At 70.9% G+C, this 17,922-nt stretch carries 15 protein-coding genes and 1 tRNA gene; 11 read left to right on the top strand and 5 right to left on the bottom strand.

Going from position 1 to position 17,922, the window contains the following annotated elements:
* Positions 1 to 5: 5 nt before the first annotated feature.
* Together IF67_RS0125675 and IF67_RS0125670 are read right to left on the bottom strand one after the other, a co-directional pair.
* Complete coding sequence (locus tag IF67_RS0125675; RefSeq protein ID WP_030989475.1) at positions 6 to 1,163, bottom strand: acyl-CoA dehydrogenase family protein; 1,158 nt, start codon at positions 1,161 to 1,163, stop codon at positions 6 to 8.
* Positions 1,164 to 1,323: 160 nt separating this feature from the next.
* Positions 1,324 to 1,950, bottom strand: a complete 627-nt coding sequence (locus tag IF67_RS0125670) for a TetR/AcrR family transcriptional regulator (protein WP_030989473.1) — start codon at positions 1,948 to 1,950, stop codon at positions 1,324 to 1,326.
* 134 nt (positions 1,951 to 2,084) lie between these two features.
* On the opposite strand from IF67_RS0125670, the gene IF67_RS0125665 reads away from it, so the two are divergent.
* Genes IF67_RS0125665 through IF67_RS0125650 form a run of 4 tightly spaced genes read left to right on the top strand, consistent with a single transcriptional unit; the run spans position 2,085 to position 7,847 of the window.
* Positions 2,085 to 3,716: a carboxyl transferase domain-containing protein gene (locus IF67_RS0125665; RefSeq protein WP_030989471.1), complete on the top strand. Its 1,632-nt coding sequence runs from the start codon at positions 2,085 to 2,087 to the stop codon at positions 3,714 to 3,716.
* Positions 3,717 to 3,733: 17 nt separating this feature from the next.
* Complete coding sequence (locus IF67_RS0125660) at positions 3,734 to 5,749, top strand: acetyl-CoA carboxylase biotin carboxylase subunit (protein ID WP_030989468.1); 2,016 nt, start codon at positions 3,734 to 3,736, stop codon at positions 5,747 to 5,749.
* A complete protein-coding gene (locus tag IF67_RS0125655; protein WP_030989466.1) occupies positions 5,746 to 6,687 on the top strand; it encodes a hydroxymethylglutaryl-CoA lyase in 942 nt (313 codons plus the stop codon). The genes IF67_RS0125660 and IF67_RS0125655 overlap by 4 nt, the downstream gene beginning before the upstream one ends.
* Before the next feature lie 5 nt (positions 6,688 to 6,692).
* The gene (locus IF67_RS0125650) at positions 6,693 to 7,847 is read left to right on the top strand and encodes an acyl-CoA dehydrogenase family protein (protein ID WP_030989465.1); all 1,155 of its coding nucleotides are present in this window, start codon (positions 6,693 to 6,695) and stop codon (positions 7,845 to 7,847) included.
* Positions 7,848 to 7,890: 43 nt separating this feature from the next.
* Here the strand turns inward: IF67_RS0125650 and IF67_RS0125645 are convergent, their stop codons facing one another.
* Positions 7,891 to 9,492 carry a beta-N-acetylhexosaminidase gene (locus IF67_RS0125645; protein ID WP_030989463.1) on the bottom strand — a complete coding sequence of 534 codons (1,602 nt, stop codon included), beginning with the start codon at positions 9,490 to 9,492 and terminating at the stop codon, positions 7,891 to 7,893.
* A gap of 190 nt (positions 9,493 to 9,682) precedes the next feature.
* On the opposite strand from IF67_RS0125645, the gene IF67_RS0125640 reads away from it, so the two are divergent.
* Both IF67_RS0125640 and glmS read left to right on the top strand, forming a co-directional pair.
* A complete protein-coding gene (locus IF67_RS0125640) occupies positions 9,683 to 9,973 on the top strand; it encodes a hypothetical protein (protein WP_030989461.1) in 291 nt (96 codons plus the stop codon).
* 65 nt (positions 9,974 to 10,038) lie between these two features.
* On the top strand, positions 10,039 to 11,868 hold the full coding sequence (gene glmS, locus IF67_RS0125635; RefSeq protein WP_030989459.1) for a glutamine--fructose-6-phosphate transaminase (isomerizing): 1,830 nt from the start codon (positions 10,039 to 10,041) through the stop codon (positions 11,866 to 11,868).
* 508 nt (positions 11,869 to 12,376) lie between these two features.
* On the opposite strand, the gene IF67_RS0125630 is transcribed toward glmS, so the two are convergent.
* Positions 12,377 to 12,898 carry a universal stress protein gene (locus IF67_RS0125630; protein WP_030081002.1) on the bottom strand — a complete coding sequence of 174 codons (522 nt, stop codon included), beginning with the start codon at positions 12,896 to 12,898 and terminating at the stop codon, positions 12,377 to 12,379.
* A 411-nt stretch (positions 12,899 to 13,309) separates the two neighbouring features.
* Between IF67_RS0125630 and IF67_RS0125625 the strand changes: the two genes are divergently transcribed.
* From IF67_RS0125625 to IF67_RS0125610, 4 genes are all read left to right on the top strand, one after another.
* Positions 13,310 to 13,570: a hypothetical protein gene (locus IF67_RS0125625; RefSeq protein WP_051818591.1), complete on the top strand. Its 261-nt coding sequence runs from the start codon at positions 13,310 to 13,312 to the stop codon at positions 13,568 to 13,570.
* 349 nt (positions 13,571 to 13,919) lie between these two features.
* The gene (locus IF67_RS0125620; RefSeq protein WP_030989455.1) at positions 13,920 to 15,206 is read left to right on the top strand and encodes a GlxA family transcriptional regulator; all 1,287 of its coding nucleotides are present in this window, start codon (positions 13,920 to 13,922) and stop codon (positions 15,204 to 15,206) included.
* A 5-nt stretch (positions 15,207 to 15,211) separates the two neighbouring features.
* Positions 15,212 to 15,829 (top strand): oligoribonuclease, encoded by a 618-nt coding sequence (gene orn / locus IF67_RS0125615; RefSeq protein WP_030989453.1) that lies wholly within the window; start codon positions 15,212 to 15,214, stop codon positions 15,827 to 15,829.
* Positions 15,830 to 15,982: 153 nt separating this feature from the next.
* Positions 15,983 to 16,058: transfer RNA gene (locus tag IF67_RS0125610), tRNA-His, on the top strand.
* Between the two features lie 74 nt (positions 16,059 to 16,132).
* Here IF67_RS0125610 and IF67_RS0125605 read toward each other — a convergent pair.
* Positions 16,133 to 16,783: an NAD(P)-dependent oxidoreductase gene (locus IF67_RS0125605; RefSeq protein ID WP_030989450.1), complete on the bottom strand. Its 651-nt coding sequence runs from the start codon at positions 16,781 to 16,783 to the stop codon at positions 16,133 to 16,135.
* Positions 16,784 to 16,905: 122 nt separating this feature from the next.
* Between IF67_RS0125605 and IF67_RS0125600 the strand changes: the two genes are divergently transcribed.
* Positions 16,906 to 17,811, top strand: a complete 906-nt coding sequence (locus IF67_RS0125600) for a helix-turn-helix domain-containing protein (RefSeq protein ID WP_030989448.1) — start codon at positions 16,906 to 16,908, stop codon at positions 17,809 to 17,811.
* Positions 17,812 to 17,922: the final 111 nt, after the last annotated feature.

The following is a 17,922-nucleotide window of genomic DNA, read 5'->3' as shown; positions in this document are numbered from 1 at the left end:
GCGGCCTAGAGGCCCATGGACTTGGCGATGATCGACTTCATGACCTCGCTGGTGCCGCCGTAGATGCGGTTGACGCGGTTGTCGGCGTAGAGGCGGGCGATCGGGTACTCGTTCATGTAGCCGTAACCGCCGTGCAGCTGGAGGCACTTGTCGATGACGCGGTGGGCGACCTCGGTGCAGAAGAGCTTGGCGCTCGCGGCCTCGGCCGGGGACAGCTCGCCCGCGTCGAGGGCTTCCAGGGTGCGGTCGGCGACGGCCTGTGCGGCGTCCACCTCGGCCTGGCAGGCGGCCAGCTCGAACTTGGTGTTCTGGAAGGAGGCGACGGTCTTGCCGAAGATCGTGCGCTCCTGCACGTACTCCTTGGCGAACCGGACGGCCGCCGCGGCCTGCGCGTACGCACCGAAGGCGATGCCCCAGCGCTCCGAGGCGAGGTTCAGGCCCAGGTAGGAGAAGCCCTTGTTCTCCTCGCCGAGCAGGTCCTCGACCGGCACCTTGACGTCGACGAACGCCAGCTCGGCGGTGTCGGAGACCTTCAGGCCGAGCTTGTCCAGCTTGCGGCCGACGGAGTAACCCGCGGACGTGGTGTCGACGGCGAACAGGGAGATACCGAAGCGGCGGTCGTCCTCCTTCGGCGCGGCGGTACGGGCGCAGACGATCACGCGGTCGGCGTGCACGCCGCCGGTGATGAAGGTCTTGGCGCCGTTGAGCACGTAGTGCGTGCCGTCGTCGGAGAGCTTCGCGGTGGTCTTCATGCCCGCGAGGTCGGAGCCGGTGCCCGGCTCGGTCATCGCGAGGGCCCACATCTCCTCGCCGGAGACGAACTTCGGCAGGAAGCGCTTCTTCTGCTCGTCGGTGGCGAGCATCTTGATGTACGGCAGACCGAGCAGGACGTGCACGCCGGAGCCGCCGAAGGAGACACCCGCGCGCGAGGTCTCCTCGTACATCACGGCCTCGAACTTGTACGAGTCTATGCCCGCGCCGCCGTACTCCTCGTCGACACGGATGCCGAAGACGCCCAGCTCGGCGAGCTTGTAGTAGAAGTCGCGCGGGGTCTGGCCGGCCGCGAACCACTCGTCGTACACCGGTACGACCTCGGCCTCGATGAAGGCGCGCAGGGTCTCCCGGAACGCCTCGTGATCCTCGTTGAACACCGTACGGCGCATGCCATGGCCTCCTTAGACCGCCGCGTCTGGCTAAGCGCTTGCTCAGCTTCTCTCCGAAGCGAAAGCTACCCGCCAGTCACTAAAGCTGTCCAGAGGTGAACGAGACCGGTGGGCGACGCCACACCCCGCCCCGCATGCGCCGCACCCCACCCCGTACGCGCTACACCCCCGGCACCCCCGCCCCCACGGACTCCCCCGCCACCGCACCGAACGCGCCCAGCGCCAGCCGGTGCAGCAGTTCCGCCATCTCCGTACGGCCCGGGAGGGCGCCCGGACGGCCGAGGTGCGGGGTGGAGTTGAGCAGGCCGAAGACGGCATGCACCGCGGCGCGGGCCTGGGACTCGGAGGGGACCGGGTGGACCCGCCGGACGACCTCCACCCACAGCTCCACATACTGCCGCTGGAGCTGGCGGACCCGCTTGCGGTCGGCCTCCCGCAGCCGGTCCAGCTCGCGGTCGTGCAGGGTGATCAGCGGCCGGTCGTCCAGCGCGAAGTCGATATGGCCGTCGATCAGCGCATGCAGCACCGCCTCGGGGCTCCCCCCGCCCTCCGCCACCCGCATCCGGCCGCCCGCCAGCAGTCGCTCGCTGATGCCGACCAGCAGCTCGGCGAGCATCGCGTCCTTGCCGGCGAAGTGCCGGTAGAGGCCAGGACCGGAGATGCCCACGGCCGCCCCTATCTCATCCACTCCGACGCCGTGGAAGCCGCGCTCCGCGAAGAGCCGGGCCGCCTCCTTGAGGATCTGCTCGCGGCGACTGGTCGGGGCGGAGGCCTGCGCATTACTCATGCCGTCGATTGTAGACAGCCGGGTTAGTGCTCGTTAACCTGAAGGCAAAGTGGTTAACGCCCATTAACCCGGATGGCCCGGCAGCCGCGGACCGCGGCACCGGGACAGCCGACCGAGCAAGGGGGCTCGTACTGATGGAGCAGGCACCGGTGCTGGGGAGTACCGCCGATCCGGCGTCCGACTCCTGGCGGACCAACGAGGCCGCGCACCGCGAGCTGGCCGCGGAGCTGCGCGAGAAGCTCGCGACGGCCCGGCTGGGCGGCGGCGAGAAGGCCAGGGCGCGGCACACGTCGCGCGGCAAGCTGCTGCCCCGCGACCGCGTGGACGCCCTGCTGGACCCCGGTTCGCCGTTCCTGGAGCTGGCGCCGCTGGCCGCGGAGGGGATGTACGGCGGGGCCGCACCGGCCGCCGGCGTGATCGCCGGCATCGGCCGGGTCTCCGGCCGCGAGACGGTGATCGTCGCCAATGACGCCACGGTCAAGGGCGGCACCTACTACCCGATGACGGTCAAGAAGCATCTGCGGGCGCAGGAGATCGCCCTGGAGAACCGTCTCCCCTGCCTCTACCTCGTGGACTCCGGCGGCGCCTTCCTGCCGATGCAGGACGAGGTCTTCCCCGACCGCGAGCACTTCGGGCGGATCTTCTACAACCAGGCGCGGATGTCCGGCGCCGGTATCCCGCAGATCGCCGCCGTCCTCGGCTCGTGCACGGCGGGCGGCGCCTACGTCCCCGCGATGAGCGACGAGGCCGTGATCGTCCGCAATCAGGGCACGATCTTCCTGGGCGGCCCGCCGCTGGTGAAGGCCGCCACCGGCGAGGTGGTCACCGCCGAGGAGCTGGGCGGCGGCGAGGTGCACGCCAAGACCTCCGGGGTCACCGACCATCTCGCCGAGGACGACGCCCATGCGCTGCGCCTGGTGCGCAGCATCGTCGGCACCCTCGGCGAGCGCGAGCCGCTCCCGTGGACCGTGCGGACCGTCGAGGAGCCCAAGGCCGACCCGGCCGGTCTGTACGGGGCGGTGCCCGCCGACTCCCGTACGCCCTATGACGTCCGGGAGGTGATCGCCCGGCTCGTGGACGGCTCGCGCTTCGCGGAGTTCAAGGCGGAGTACGGCACGACCCTGGTCACCGGTTTCGCCCATCTGCACGGCCACCCGGTCGGCATCGTCGCCAACAACGGCATCCTGTTCTCCGAATCCGCCCAGAAGGGCGCCCACTTCATCGAGCTGTGCGACCAGCGCGGCATCCCGCTGCTGTTCCTCCAGAACATCTCCGGCTTCATGGTCGGCCGCTCGTACGAGGCCGGCGGTATCGCCAAGCACGGCGCGAAGATGGTGACGGCGGTGGCCTGCACCCGCGTACCCAAACTGACGGTCGTCATCGGCGGCTCCTACGGGGCGGGCAACTACTCCATGTGCGGCCGGGCCTACTCCCCCCGCTTCCTGTGGATGTGGCCGAACGCCAAGATCTCGGTGATGGGCGGCGAACAGGCCGCCTCCGTCCTCGCCACCGTCAAGCGCGACCAGCTGGAGGCGCACGGCGAGGAGTGGAGCGCCGAGGACGAGGCCGCCTTCAAGGCGCCGGTCCGCGAGCAGTACGAGACCCAGGGCAACGCCTATTACGCGACCGCGCGGCTGTGGGACGACGGGGTCATCGACCCGCTGGAGACCCGGCAGGTGCTGGGGCTGGCGCTGACCGCCTGCGCCAACGCGCCACTGCCCCAGAAGGACAGCACAGCGCCCGGCTACGGCGTCTTCCGGATGTGAGAGGGATGTCCCCAGCAATGGCCACCAATTTCGACACCGTGCTCATCGCCAACCGCGGCGAGATCGCGGTCCGCGTCATCCGTACGCTGCGCGCCCTCGGCATCCGCTCGGTCGCCGTCTTCAGCGACGCGGACGCCGACGCCCGGCACGTCCGGGAGGCCGACACGGCCGTACGGATCGGTCCGGCCCCGGCCGCCGAGAGCTATCTGTCCGTGGAGCGGCTGCTGGACGCGGCCGCCCGGACCGGCGCGCAGGCGGTCCATCCGGGCTACGGCTTCCTCGCCGAGAACGCCGCCTTCGCCCGCGCCTGCGCGGACGCCGGGCTGGTCTTCATCGGCCCGTCCGCCGAGGCCATCGAGCTGATGGGCGACAAGATCCGGGCCAAGGAGACGGTGCGCGAAGCCGGCGTCCCGGTCGTCCCCGGCTCCTCGGGCAGCGGGCTGACCGATGAGCAACTGGCCGCCGCGGCCCGTGAGATCGGCATGCCGGTGCTGCTCAAGCCGTCCGCGGGCGGCGGCGGCAAGGGCATGCGGCTGGTCCGCGACGAGGCGCTGCTGGCCGACGAGATCGCCGCCGCCCGCCGCGAGGCCCGCTCCTCCTTCGGCGACGACACCCTCCTCGTCGAGCGCTGGATCGACCGCCCCCGGCACATCGAGATCCAGGTGCTGGCGGACGGCCACGGCAACGTCATCCACCTCGGCGAGCGCGAGTGCTCCCTCCAGCGCCGCCACCAGAAGGTCATCGAGGAGGCCCCCTCGGTCCTGCTGGACGAGGCCACCCGCGCCGCGATGGGCGAGGCGGCCGTGCAGGCGGCCCGCTCCTGCGGCTACCGCGGCGCCGGCACCGTCGAGTTCATCGTCCCGGGCAAGGACCCGGCCTCGTACTTCTTCATGGAGATGAACACCCGCCTCCAGGTCGAGCACCCGGTCACCGAGCTCATCACCGGTCTCGACCTGGTGGAGTGGCAGCTGCGGGTCGCGGCCGGCGAGCATCTCCCCTTCGCCCAGGAGGACATCGCCCTCTCCGGGCACGCCATCGAGGCGCGGATCTGCGCCGAGGACCCGGCCCGCGACTTCCTGCCGACCGGCGGCACGGTGCTGACGCTCCACGAGGTGCAGGGCGACGGGCTGCGCACGGACTCCGGTCTGTCCCAGGGCGTGGAGGTCGGCAGCCGCTACGACCCGATGCTGTCCAAGGTCATCGCCCATGGCCCGGACCGGGCGAGCGCGCTGCGCCGGCTGCGGGCCGCGCTGGCGGAGACGGTCACCCTCGGGGTGACCACCAACGCCGGTTTCCTGCGGCGGCTGCTGGCCCACCCGGACGTGGTCTCCGGCGAGCTGGACACCGGGCTGGTGGAGCGCGAGGCGGCCGGTCTGGTCGACAGCGGGGTGCCGGACGAGGTGTATGCGGCGGCCGCCGCGGTACGCCAGGCCGCCCTGGAGCCGGCGGTGGCCGAGGGCGGCTGGCGCGACCCGTTCGCCGCGCCGGACGGCTTCCGCCTCGGCGGCGAGCCCGCGCCCGTCCGCCACTGGCTGCGCGTCCCCGGCCACGACCCGGTCGCCCACGACGTACGGCCGGGTGCACAACCGGCCGGGCAGGTCGCACCGGACCGCGTACGGGTCACCGTCGACGGGGTGCTGCACACCTTCCACCACAGCGGCGACTGGCTCGGCCGGGACGGCGACTCCTGGCAGGTGACCACGTACGACCCGGTCGCGGCGGCGCTGCGCGGAGCCGCCGGGGCGCACGGCGCGGACACCCTGGCCGCCCCGATGCCGGGCACCGTCACCGTCGTCAAGGTGGCCGTCGGCGACGAGGTGGCCGCGGGCCAGGGCCTGCTGGTGGTCGAGGCGATGAAGATGGAACACGTCATCTCCGCACCGCACGCCGGGACCGTCACCGAACTGGACGTCACCGCGGGCGCCACCGTCGCCATGGACCAGATCCTGGCCGTCATCGCCCCCCACGAGAACCCCGAAGACGCCGCCGCGTCCGCGACGGCACCCGCCGACGAGCAGGGGAGCGCCTCATGACCGCGGCCGGACTGCCGATGCAGGTCACCGCGGAGGGGCTGCCCACCCGCGTACGGATCCATGAGGTCGGCGCGCGCGACGGGCTACAGAACGAGCAGACCGTCGTGCCCACGGAGATCAAGGCCGAGTTCATCCACCGGCTCGCCGACGCGGGCCTGCCGACCGTCGAGGCCACCAGCTTCGTCCACCCCAAGTGGGTGCCCCAACTCGCCGACGCGGAGCAGCTGTTCCCGCTGCTGGGCGATCTCGACCCGCACCGGCTGCCCGTCCTGGTGCCCAACGAACGCGGTCTGGACCGTGCGCTCGCCCTGGGCGCCCGCCGGGTCGCGGTGTTCGGCAGCGCCACCGAGTCCTTCGCCAAGGCCAACCTCAACCGCACGGTCGACGAGGCGCTGGCGATGTTCGCGCCGGTCGTCGCGCGGGCCAGGGACGCCAAGGTGCAGGTCCGCGGCTATCTCTCGATGTGCTTCGGCGACCCCTGGGAGGGCCCGGTGCCCGTCGCGCAGACCGTCCGGGTCTGCCGGGCGCTGCTCGACCTGGGCTGCGACGAGCTGAGCCTGGGCGACACCATCGGCGTGGCCACCCCCGGCCATGTGCAGACCCTGCTGGCCTCCCTCAACGAGGCCGGTATCCCCACCTCCCGTATCGGTGTGCACTTCCACGACACCTACGGGCAGGCCCTCGCCAACACCTTCGCCGCGCTTCAGCACGGCGTCACCACCATCGACGCCTCGGCGGGCGGCCTCGGCGGCTGCCCGTATGCCAAGAGCGCCACCGGCAACCTCGCCACCGAAGACCTCGTGTGGATGCTGCACGGCCTCGGCATCGAGACCGGGGTCGACCTGGACCGGCTGACCGCCACCAGTGTGTGGATGGCCGAGGTCCTGGGCCGGCCGAGCCCCTCGCGCACCCTCCGCGCCCTCTCCCACCAGGAGTGACCCTCATGTCCCTTGACCACCGTCTGCCCGCCGAGCTGGAAGAACTCCGGCGTACGGTCGAGGCGTTCGCGCACGACGTCGTCGCCCCGAAGATCGGCGAGTACTACGAGCAGCATGCGTTCCCGTACGAGATCGTGCAGGAGATGGGCCGGATGGGCCTGTTCGGCCTGCCGTTCCCCGAGGAGTACGGCGGGATGGGCGGCGACTATCTCGCCCTCGGCATCGCCCTGGAGGAGCTGGCCCGGGTCGACTCCTCGGTGGCCATCACCCTGGAGGCCGGCGTCTCCCTGGGCGCCATGCCGGTCTACCACTTCGGCACGGAGGAGCAGAAGCGCGAGTGGCTGCCCAAGCTGTGCAGCGGTGAGATGCTCGGCGCCTTCGGCCTCACCGAACCGGACGGCGGCTCGGACGCCGGCGCCACCCGTACCACTGCCGTACGGGACGGCGGGGACTGGGTGATCAACGGCAGCAAGTGCTTCATCACCAACTCCGGTACGGACATCACCGGCCTGGTCACGGTCACCGCCGTCACCGGCCGCAAGGACGATGGCTCCCCGCGGATCTCCTCGATCATCGTGCCGTCCGGCACCCCCGGCTTCACGGTCGGCACCCCGTACTCCAAGGTCGGCTGGAGCGCCTCGGACACCCGCGAGCTGTCGTTCGCAGGCGTCCGGGTCCCGGCCGCCAACCTGCTGGGCGAGGAGGGCCGCGGCTACGCCCAGTTCCTGCGCATCCTCGACGAGGGCCGGATCGCCATCGCGGCGCTGGCCACCGGCCTGGCGCAGGGCTGTGTGGACGAGTCGGTGCGCTACGCCAAGGAGCGGCGGGCCTTCGGCCGCGCGATCGGCAGCAACCAGGCCATCCAGTTCAAGCTCGCCGACATGGAGATGCGCGCGCACACCTCCCGGCTGGCCTGGCGCGACGCCGCGTCCCGGCTGGTGCACGGCGAGCCCTTCAAGAAGGAGGCCGCCCTCGCCAAGCTCTACTCCTCCGAGATCGCGGTGGACAACGCCCGCGAGGCCACCCAGATCCACGGCGGGTACGGCTTCATGAACGAGTACCCGGTCGCCCGGATGTGGCGGGACGCCAAGATCCTGGAGATCGGCGAGGGCACCAGCGAGGTCCAGCGGATGCTGATCGCCCGGGAGCTGGGGGTCTAGGAAGGTACCCGGCCGGGCGGCCGCAGCCGCCCGGCCGGATCGCTCACTTCGCCGGCCAGGGCACTTCCGGCGAGCGGTAGTAGTTGATGCCCAGCGCGTCCCACCGCGGCCCCTGGGCCGCCAGCCGCACCTTGTAGTCGTCCCAGTCGTGCGTGGACGCCGGGGACCAGCCCAGCTCCGCGATGCCCGGAAGCCGCGGGAAGGCCATGTACTCGATGTGGGCGGAGGTGGAGAGGGTCTCCGACCACAGGGGCGCCTCGACGCCGAGGACGGAGCCTGCGGGCGCACCGTCGAGGTAACTGCCCGGGTCCCAGTCGTAGGACCGCTCGACGCCGACATAGCCGGCCCAGGACAGGCCCAGCGGCGTGTTCTTGTCGTACTTCATGTCGAGGTAGGCGCGGTCGGCCGGCGAGAGGATCAGCTTGGTGCCGTTCCTGGCGGCGTCGACGACCTGGTTGCGCTCCGCCGTGCCCGTCTTGTCGTAACCCCAGTACTGGGCGGCGGCGCCCTTCGCCGGGTGCGCCCCGGTCAGCTGGTGCCAGCCGATCACGCTCTTGCCGTACTTGGCGACCAAAGGCTGCACCTTGTCCATGAAGGTCACGTAGTCCTCATGACTGGTGGAGTGTGCCTCGTCACCGCCGATGTGCAGCGCGCGGCCCGGCGTCAGGGCCGCCAGCTCGCGCAGGACGTCGTCCACGAACTCATACGTCTCCTTCTTGGGGACGCACAGCGAGCTGAAGCCGACCTGGGTGCCGGTGTAGAGCGGCGGTGCCTGGCCGTTGCAGTTGAGCGGGGCATAGGAGGCCAGTGCGGCGTTGGTGTGGCCCGGCATGTCGATCTCGGGGACGACGGTCAGATAGTGGGCGGCGGCGTAACGGATGATCTCGCGGTAGTCGTCCTGGGTGTAGTAGCCGCCGGGGCCGCCGCCGACCTGGGTGGAGCCGCCGTAGGTCGCCAGCCGCGGCCAGGACTTGAGGGCGATCCGCCAGCCCTGGTCGTCGGAGAGGTGCAGATGCAGCTTGTTGATCTTGTACATGGCGAGCTGGTCGATATACCGCTTGACCTGCGCGACGGTGAAGAAGTGCCGGGAGACGTCGAGCATCGCGCCGCGGTAGGCGTAGCGCGGGGAGTCGGCGATGGTGCCCCCGGCGATCCGCCACGGCCCGGAACGGTCGCGCTGCCGCTCCGCGTCGGGGGGCAGCAGCTGGCGCAGGGTCTGGACGCCGTGGAAGAGGCCGGCCGGGCGGGCGGCGCTGATCGTGACCGCGCGGCCGCCGGAGGTCAGCCGGTAGCCCTCGGCGCCCAGGCCCTTGGTGCCGCTGCCGCCGAGCCGGAGGACGATGCCGTCCCGGCCGTCCTTGGTCACCGGAAGGCCGTGGCCGGTGGCGGGCCGCAGCAGGCCCGCCAGATACCCGGCGATCTTCTTGCCCTCGCCGGAGCCGTCCGGCACACGGATCCGGGTGCCCTCGCCGAGGGTGTACGCCTCCCCGCCGCCGCGTACGGACGCGGGCGCGGGGATCACCTGGTCCAGTGGGGTGGCGGCCGGGGCGGCGGCACCGGGCCCGCCCAAGGGCGGTACGGCGGCGGCCCCCAGCCCCGCGGCCGCGGCCAGCAGCAGCGAGAACAGCAGTCTGCGTCGTCTCATCGACGGTCCCTTTCGGCGAACCTCGTGCATGACGTCGTGCATGGCATGGAGCGACCGAACGGTGACCATGCGTACCGTGAGCCTGGATTCCGGTCAAGGTTTAGACCACTTTCCGGCCGCCAAATCGGGTACGTGCCCGATACCGGGCAGATTTCTTGCGTATCTTCGCGCCGCCCCGCAATATCGACGGGTGCTCGAACGCCGTAACCGCAGCGCTGAGGCGCCGCACGAAGACCTGGTGGACCACCTGGTGCGCAGCACACCGCTTCAGCGCGGTGAGGCAGCCCGGGTGGTGCTCGACGTGCTGGCGTACTTCGACGAGACGACAGAGGAATTCGTCCGCCGGCGCCATCGGGAGCTCCAGTCCCACGGACTGCGCAACGAGGAGATCTTCGAACGGATCCGCCACGAGCTGCCGCACCGCGCCGTGGCCCCGCCCGATCTCTCGGCCCGCCAGCTGCGCCGCCTCGTCTACGGCTGACGGCCACGCCCGGGGCGCCGGGCGGCACGAACCATTGCCACAACGTTTTCTCGGAGGGTCACTGTATGTGCGGGATCGTCGGCTATATCGGCAAACGTGATGTTGCTCCGCTGCTCCTGGAGGGCCTCCAGCGCCTGGAGTACCGCGGCTACGACTCGGCGGGCATCGCCATCCACGCCAAGGGCACCGGCAAGGCCGCAGGCGGCCTGAAGACGGCCAAGGCCAAGGGCCGGGTCCGTGAGCTGGAGTCGCGGGTGCCGAAGCGCTTCGCGGGCACCACGGGCATCGCGCACACCCGCTGGGCCACCCACGGCGCGCCCACCGACGAGAACGCCCACCCGCACCTCGACACCGAGGGCAAGGTCGCGGTCGTCCACAACGGCATCATCGACAACGCCTCCGACCTGCGCGCCCGGCTGACCGCCGAGGGCATCACCTTCGCCTCCGAGACCGACACCGAGGTGCTGGCCCACCTCATCGGCAGGTCCACGGCCGAGAAGCTGGAGGAGAAGGTCCGCGAGGCGCTGCGGCACATCGAGGGCACGTACGGCATCGCCGTGCTGCACGCCGACTTCCCCGACCGGATCGTCGTCGCCCGCAACGGCTCCCCGGTCGTGCTCGGCATCGGTGAGCACGAGATGTTCGTCTCCTCGGACGTCGCCGCCCTGGTCTCGCACACCCGCCAGGTCGTCACCCTCGACGACGGCGAGATGGCCACCCTCAAGGCCGACGACTACCGCACGTACACCACCGAGGGCTCGCGGACCACGTCCGCTCCGGAGACCGTCGAGTATGCGGCCGAGTCGTACGACCTGGGCGGCCACGACACCTACATGCACAAGGAGATCTCCGAGCAGGCGGACGCGGTGGACCGCGCACTGCGCGGCCGGATCGACGACCGCTTCTCCACCGTGCACCTCGGCGGCCTGAACCTCGACGCCCGTGAGGCGCGCGGGGTCCGCCGGGTGAAGATCCTGGGCTGCGGCACCTCGTACCACGCGGGCCAGATCGGCGCGCAGATGATCGAGGAGCTGGCCCGTATCCCCTCGGACGCCGAGCCGGCCTCCGAGTTCCGCTACCGCAACCCGGTCGTGGACCCCGACACGCTCTACGTGGCGGTCTCCCAGTCCGGCGAGACCTACGACGTGCTGGCGGCCGTCCAGGAGCTCAAGCGCAAGGGCGCCCGGGTGCTGGGCCTGGTCAACGTGGTCGGCTCGGCGATCGCCCGGGAGACCGACGGCGGCATCTACGTGCACGCGGGCCCCGAGGTCTGCGTGGTCTCCACCAAGTGCTTCACCAACATGGTGGTCTCCTTCGCGCTGCTCGCCCTGCACCTCGGCCGCATCCGTGACCTGTCCGTCGCGGACGGCAAGCGGATCATCGAGGGCCTGCGCAAGCTGCCCGCGCAGATCGACGAGATCCTCGAAACCGAGGCGGACATCAAGAAGATGGCCGAGCTCTACGCGGACGCCAAGTCGATGATGTTCATCGGCCGGGTGCGCGGTTACCCGGTGGCGCGCGAGGCCTCCCTGAAGCTCAAGGAGGTCTCCTACATCCACGCCGAGGCCTACCCGGCCTCGGAGCTGAAGCACGGCCCGCTCGCCCTCATCGAGCCCGCCATGCCGACCGTCGCGATCGTCCCCGACGACGACCTGCTGGAGAAGAACCGCGCCGCGCTGGAGGAGATCAAGGCCCGCAGCGGCCGCATCCTGGCCGTCGCGCACCAGGAGCAGGAGAAGGCCGACCACACCATCGTCGTCCCGAAGAACGAGCCCGAGCTGGACCCGATCCTCATGGGCATCCCGCTGCAACTGCTCGCCTACCACACGGCATTGGCCCTCGGCCGGGACATCGACAAGCCCCGCAACCTCGCCAAGTCCGTGACGGTGGAGTAGAACCCGTGGGTCGCCGCGGTGGAGTGGCCGCCCTGGGGCACGATTCGGGCCCCAGGCTCACGGCAAGGTAATCCACCCCACCACCGCAGCGGCAATTGAGCAACACCCACGGCGCCCAGCCACCTCCGCGAAAGCGGCGGCGGTTCAGCCGCAAAAGCAGGCAGGCGGCTCCGCGAGCGTGCCACCATACGCGCGCGGAGCCGCCGCCTCCCCTTGGCCGGCGTCGCCCATACGCCGGCGGGACGCCACCGCCCCGGGAACCGTCACCTCCCGGCCGGCAGCACGAAGTTGCCGTGCGCGCGGCCGCCGGGCCCGTGACGCGGCGCGCCCACGTGACCGTTTTCTACCCCTCACCCGCACACAATTCACCTGCGCGGGCCGGGAGAAATGCGGCTGCGCACCATCCCCATGACGCCCCCTCAACTGTGCACATACCGCGAAGAACCGATCATGCGCGAGGCGCGAAGGGGTCGCGCGGCGAGGGGAGTTGGGCCGCGCCGGGGAGGCGTCAGGGAATCACGATCACCGGGCGCTGCGCCCGGCGGGCCAGCCGGCCGGCCACCGAGCCGAAGATCCGGCCGACAATGCCGTGCGTGGAGCCGACCACGATCGCGTCGGCCTCGTACTCCCGGCCGACCTCCTCCAGCTCGTGGCAGATGTCGCCGCCGCGCTCGACGAGGATCCAGGAGACCTCGCTGAGGTGGTCGGCGCAGGCCAGCTCCAGGCCGAGCACTTCGGTGCGGTGATCCGGTACGTCCACGAAGACCGGGGGCTCACAGCCGGCCCAGACGGTCGTCGGCAGCCGGTTGGCCACATGGACGATGATCAACCCGGAGCCGAGGCGCCGGGCCATACCGATTGCATACGCCAACGCTCGCTCGCTCGACATGGAGCCGTCGAAGCCGACCACGACGCCGTGCCGGAAGGCGGGGTCGCAGGAGTGGCGCGTCTTTTCCGCCGCTTCGAGGTCCGCCATCGGATCGGCGACCTGCTTGCGGTCCGCGGGTTCGGGGATTTCGTGACCGGCCATTGGTGTCTCGGCGAGGACGTCCTCTTGCGGAGGGGCGAACGGGGAACGGCGATTGACTTGATCCGGCAGTTGACTGAGCTGGCTCGCTCGAGGTGCGGGAGCCATAGTTCAAAGAGGAACGATAAGACCGGGAATCATCTTCCCAACCTGATACCCCAAGAGTACGGCGCCAGTCCCCCGCTGCCCAGACTTCACCACGGACGCGGGGCGCCCGTGCGAGGTGGGGTGGGGCCTCGAACGTTCCCCGGAGCATGCCGGAGCGTGGCGCGGATGGCAATGCCCCGGCCTGCCCCCGTACGTACCCCTCGCGGTGACCCATGATCGCCGACGGCGTTGTAGTAGCAGCCAGCCCGAGGGGAGCACACGGTGCCGTTGCCGTCCGACAGATCACCCGACCCAGTGAGCGATGTCATGCGCTGGGGAGCCTTCAGTTGCGCCCTGGTGCCCTTCGTACTGATCATCAGCGGCGCCTCCTGGGCCGGCGCGGCGGGCACCGCAGCCGGTCTGGCCGCGGTGACCTGCGCCTGCCGTGCCCTGCTGCGGCAATCCGAACGGACCGCCGCGCGGATCCGCGTACGGGAGACCGGAAGGCACCGGGACAGAAGGGACTATTTGGGGTCCGCGGCGCACGGGAGCGGTCGGCACTCCGAAGGGCGTACGCCGGTCGATTGAGGCGCTTGCAAGTCTGCGCGCGACCGTTTTCAGCCAACTTCCGGCCGAGGTCCGCACCTTGTCCCCAACCCCCCTCAACCCTGGTGTGAGCTGGGAGGAAAGGACCGCTGGGCATGGTTGTGCCCTACTGCGAACGGGCAGAGCCGAGACGCGTACTTCCCATGTAGGCCCGACGAGTGGAACGCTTCGTGATCGAATGCTTCGCGCCAAGTTGCCATATCGACATACCAGCGGGTGGTGAACTTGGCACTCCATCCTCACGGAACACAGTAGATTCGATCTTGGTAGTAACGGCGGGGGAACTGTGCAGGACCGAGAGGGCGAGACGACCGAGGGGGGCTTAAGTGCCATGAGCCAGGACTCCGCTGCCGTACCAGATGCCGCACGCAAGCTCGCCGCCCGACGACGCCGCGAAATAGTCGCGGTGCTCCTCTTCAGTGGCGGCCCCATTTTCGAGAGCTCCATTCCGCTCTCGGTCTTCGGCATCGACCGCCAAGACGCAGGCGTTCCGCGGTACCGGCTACTTGTGTGCGCGGGCGAAGATGCGCCTTTGCGCACGACCGGGGGGCTCGAACTGTCGGCCCCCTACGGGCTGGAGGCGATCTCCCGTGCCGGGACGGTCGTCGTACCGGCCTGGCGTTCCATCACGCAGGCCCCGCCGCCCGCGGCGCTCGATGCGCTGCGCCGCGCGCATGAAGAAGGGGCCAGAATCGTCGGGTTGTGCACGGGGGCGTTCGTCCTCGCCGCGGCCGGACTTCTCGACGGCCGCCCGGCCACGACCCATTGGATGTACGCACCGACGCTCGCCAAGCGTTACCCGTCCGTCCATGTGGACCCCCGCGAGCTCTTCGTCGACGACGGCGATGTGCTCACGTCCGCGGGAACGGCGGCCGGCATCGATCTGTGTCTGCACATCGTGCGCACCGACCACGGCGCGGACGCCGCGAACGCGCTGGCCCGCCGGCTCGTCGTGCCGCCCCGGCGCACCGCGTCCGACATGGGGCACCAGCGCTACCTCGACAGGTCATTACCTGAAGAGATCGGCGCCGACCCGCTGGCCGAGGTCGTCGCCTGGGCGCTGGAGCACCTCCACGAGCAGTTCGACGTGGAGACCCTGGCCGCGCGCGCGTACATGAGCCGCCGCACCTTCGACCGGCGCTTCCGGTCCCTTACGGGGAGCGCTCCGTTGCAGTGGCTGATCACCCAGCGGGTGCTACAGGCTCAGCGGCTGCTGGAGACCTCCGACTATTCGGTGGACGAGGTCGCGGGGCGCTGCGGATTCCGCTCGCCGGTCGCCCTGCGCGGCCACTTCCGCAGGCAGCTGGGCGCCTCGCCTGCCGCCTACCGGGCGGCCTACCGCGCCCGCCGGCCGCAGAACGGGGCACCCGACCCCGCGCTCAGACCGGAGCGGGCCGAGCGTGCCGAGCGGCCGGAGCGCGAGCGGGCGGCCCTGGGGGCGGGCGCGGAGCGGTTCTCCGCCGCCGCGCTGGCCGGCCATGGCCTGGCCTCCGCCGAATCGGGCGAAGCGGGCAAACCGCAGTCGGACGTCTACTCCTCCCGGCTGCCGGAGACCTCGGTGGGGAGGGGAGCCGCCCGCCCCGTGCTGCCCGGACAGCGCGAGCGCCCCGTAGGGTGAGATGTATGAACGATCGCATGGTGTGGATCGACTGCGAGATGACCGGACTCTCGCTGGCGAATGACGCGCTCATCGAGGTGGCCGCACTGGTCACCGACTCGGAGCTGAATGTGCTGGGCGACGGGGTGGATGTGGTGATCCGCCCCCCGGCCGAGGCACTCGGCACCATGCCGGAAGTGGTGCGCCAGATGCACACCGCCTCCGGACTGCTGGAGGAGCTGGACGGCGGGACGACGCTGGAAGCGGCCGAGGCACAGGTGCTTGCGTACATCAAGCAGCATGTGCCGGAGCCGCGGAAGGCGCCGCTGTGCGGCAATTCCGTCGGCACCGACCGCGGCTTCCTGCTGCGCGACATGCCGACGCTGGAGGAGTATCTCCACTACCGGATCGTCGATGTCTCGTCCGTGAAGGAACTGGCCCGGCGCTGGTACCCGCGGGCCTACTTCAACAGTCCGGACAAGAACGGCAATCACCGGGCGCTGGCGGACATCCGCGAATCCATCGCGGAACTGCGCTACTACCGCGAGGCCGTCTTCGTGCCGCAGCCCGGCCCCGACTCGGACACCGCGAAGGCCATCGCCGCCAAGCACGTCCTTCCTGCTGAGCAGCAGTCCACACCGTAGTGAGGCACAGGGCGCGTGTCGTGCGGGTCCCGGCGGGGTCCGCACGACACGCCCTCGGCCCCGGGACACGAAACCTGGGCGCGAGCACCCCTCCGGACCCTGTACACTTTTTCTCAGCCGGTGGGGAAAAAGAACCACACAGCACCGGTCATGGTGGGTATAGCTCAGCTGGTAGAGCACCTGGTTGTGGTCCAGGATGTCGCGGGTTCAAGTCCCGTTACTCACCCCACATCAAGGCCCCCGACCTCAGGTCGGGGGCCTTGGCGTTTTGCGGGCGTATATATAAGGAGCCGGTGCCGCGGCTCAGTAGCCGACGGTGAAGCGCTCGCCGAGGTGGCGGGGCCGCTCGATCTCGTCGAGGACGGCGACCGCGTAGTCCTCGGTGGTGATCCGGCTGGTGCCCCCGGCGTCGGTGATCAGTTCGTCGAGCGCGGTGCGGTAGCTGCCGGTGCGCTCGCCGGGCTCGATGGTGGCGGCCGGGCTGAGGCTGGTCCAGCGCACCCCGGAGACGGAGCGGAAGTAGTCGAGCGCGTCACCGTGGGCGTGCATGATCTGCAACAGGAACTCGGGGAGCCCCTCCGCGTCCCAGACCTGCTTGCCGTCCGGGGTGCGCAGCGAGCCGGCGCCGCCGACGGAGATCAGCCGGGGCGCGGTGTCGCCGAGGGTGCGCAGACCGGCGACGAGGGATTCGGCGGCGGGCGCGATCGTGGCGACATGGCCCGGTCCGTCGCCACCGCCGACCGCGCTGACCAGGACGTCCTGGCCCTTGGCCGCGGCGGCGACGGAGGCCGGGTCGAGGACGTCGCCGGTGGTCACGGTCAGGTCCGGATGCGTCGTGGTGATCTTCGCGGGGTCGCGGACGACCGCGGTGACCTGGTGACCGCGCCGGAGGGCCTCGTGGAGGATGCGGCTTCCGATGGTGCCGTTGGCCCCGAAGAGAGCGATCGTGGACATGGTGGTCTCCCAGCTGTTCTGTGCGTCCGGGGAAGGACTTCCGTTTTCCGTCAGCGGCCTCGCTGACGTCTTCTACGCTAGGGGGACCAGCGGGGCATTTCGGGGTAGCGAGGGGACCAGTGATGGTCAGAATGCGACAGGAGGGCAGGGATCCCGTTCCGGAGATCCGGGAGGTGGCGTTCTCCGCGCCGGCCGGGCGGCCGACGGGGGTGGAGGTGATGACGCTCGCGGAGCTGCGGGCGCGCGCCGACGCCTGTCAGCTGTCCGCCCCGCACCGCCCCGGCTTCCACCATCTGCTGATGCTGGACAGCGGCCGGCTGGTGCACAGCGTCGACTTCCGGGAGCACGTCCTCGCGCCGGGCGATCTGCTGTGGTCGCGCCCCGGGCAGGTCCAGCACTTCGGTGATCTGACGGGCGCGGAGGGGCGGCTGGTGCTCTTCGAGGCCGGCTTCCTGGACCCGGCGACCGCGGCCGCGGCCCGGATCGAGGACTGGTACGGGCCGCCCGTACGGCGTCCCGAGGGCGCGGCTGCGCGCGGCGTGGACGAGGCGATGCGGCAGCTGCACGGGGAGTTCGGGGCGCTGGGCGGGCTGCCGTTGGAGATCCATCTGGACGTGCTGCGGCATCTGCTGGCCGTACTGGTGCTGCGGGCCGCGTATCCGGGCGGGGAGCCCGACGGGGACGGGTCCTGTACGGCGAGCGCGGCCTATCTGCGCTTCCGGGACGCGGTGGAACGGGGCTTCACCCGCAGCCGCCGGGTCGCCGACTACGCCCGTTCGCTGGGCTATGCGCCGCGCACCCTCTCCCGGGCCACCGAGGCGTCCGCCGGGGTGGGCGCGAAGGAATTCATCGACCGGCGGGTGGCGCTGGAGGCCAAGCGGCTGCTGGCGCACGGCGATCAGTCCGCGGCCCGGATCGCGGACCGGCTGGGCTTCGCCGACGCCACCAACTTCAGCAAGTTCTTCCAGCGGCAGACGGGCACCACTCCGATCGCCTTCCGCACGGCGGTACGCAGCGGCGCGGGCTGAGGACGCGCCGTACACGGGGAGTTGCGTCGTCCGCGCGGCGGACGGCGGGGCGCAGCGGGTGGGGGAACTGTCCGCTGCGCCCCGCCTCGGGGACGAGCGGCCCGGTTGGGG

The sequence above is a fragment of the Streptomyces sp. NRRL S-1813 genome (assembly GCF_000719605.1).
Classification (GTDB): Bacteria; Actinomycetota; Actinomycetes; order Streptomycetales; family Streptomycetaceae; genus Streptomyces; species Streptomyces decoyicus.
The sequence above is the reverse complement of the archived record's forward strand: the minus strand, read 5'-3'. Positions and strand labels throughout refer to the sequence as shown.

Excerpts from the sequence above, each read along its gene's own strand:
- IF67_RS0125675 (WP_030989475.1), bottom strand. The coding sequence starts at position 1,163 with ATGCGCCGTACGGTGTTCAACGAGGATCACGAGGCGTTCCGGGAGACC.
- IF67_RS0125670 (WP_030989473.1), bottom strand. The coding sequence starts at position 1,950 with ATGAGTAATGCGCAGGCCTCCGCCCCGACCAGTCGCCGCGAGCAGATC.
- IF67_RS0125665 (WP_030989471.1), top strand. The coding sequence starts at position 2,085 with ATGGAGCAGGCACCGGTGCTGGGGAGTACCGCCGATCCGGCGTCCGAC.
- IF67_RS0125660 (WP_030989468.1), top strand. The coding sequence starts at position 3,734 with ATGGCCACCAATTTCGACACCGTGCTCATCGCCAACCGCGGCGAGATC.
- IF67_RS0125655 (WP_030989466.1), top strand. The coding sequence starts at position 5,746 with ATGACCGCGGCCGGACTGCCGATGCAGGTCACCGCGGAGGGGCTGCCC.
- IF67_RS0125650 (WP_030989465.1), top strand. The coding sequence starts at position 6,693 with ATGTCCCTTGACCACCGTCTGCCCGCCGAGCTGGAAGAACTCCGGCGT.
- IF67_RS0125645 (WP_030989463.1), bottom strand. The coding sequence starts at position 9,492 with ATGAGACGACGCAGACTGCTGTTCTCGCTGCTGCTGGCCGCGGCCGCG.
- glmS (WP_030989459.1), top strand. The coding sequence starts at position 10,039 with ATGTGCGGGATCGTCGGCTATATCGGCAAACGTGATGTTGCTCCGCTG.
- IF67_RS0125630 (WP_030081002.1), bottom strand. The coding sequence starts at position 12,898 with ATGGCCGGTCACGAAATCCCCGAACCCGCGGACCGCAAGCAGGTCGCC.
- IF67_RS0125625 (WP_051818591.1), top strand. The coding sequence starts at position 13,310 with ATGCGCTGGGGAGCCTTCAGTTGCGCCCTGGTGCCCTTCGTACTGATC.
- IF67_RS0125620 (WP_030989455.1), top strand. The coding sequence starts at position 13,920 with ATGAGCCAGGACTCCGCTGCCGTACCAGATGCCGCACGCAAGCTCGCC.
- orn (WP_030989453.1), top strand. The coding sequence starts at position 15,212 with ATGAACGATCGCATGGTGTGGATCGACTGCGAGATGACCGGACTCTCG.
- IF67_RS0125605 (WP_030989450.1), bottom strand. The coding sequence starts at position 16,783 with ATGTCCACGATCGCTCTCTTCGGGGCCAACGGCACCATCGGAAGCCGC.
- IF67_RS0125600 (WP_030989448.1), top strand. The coding sequence starts at position 16,906 with ATGGTCAGAATGCGACAGGAGGGCAGGGATCCCGTTCCGGAGATCCGG.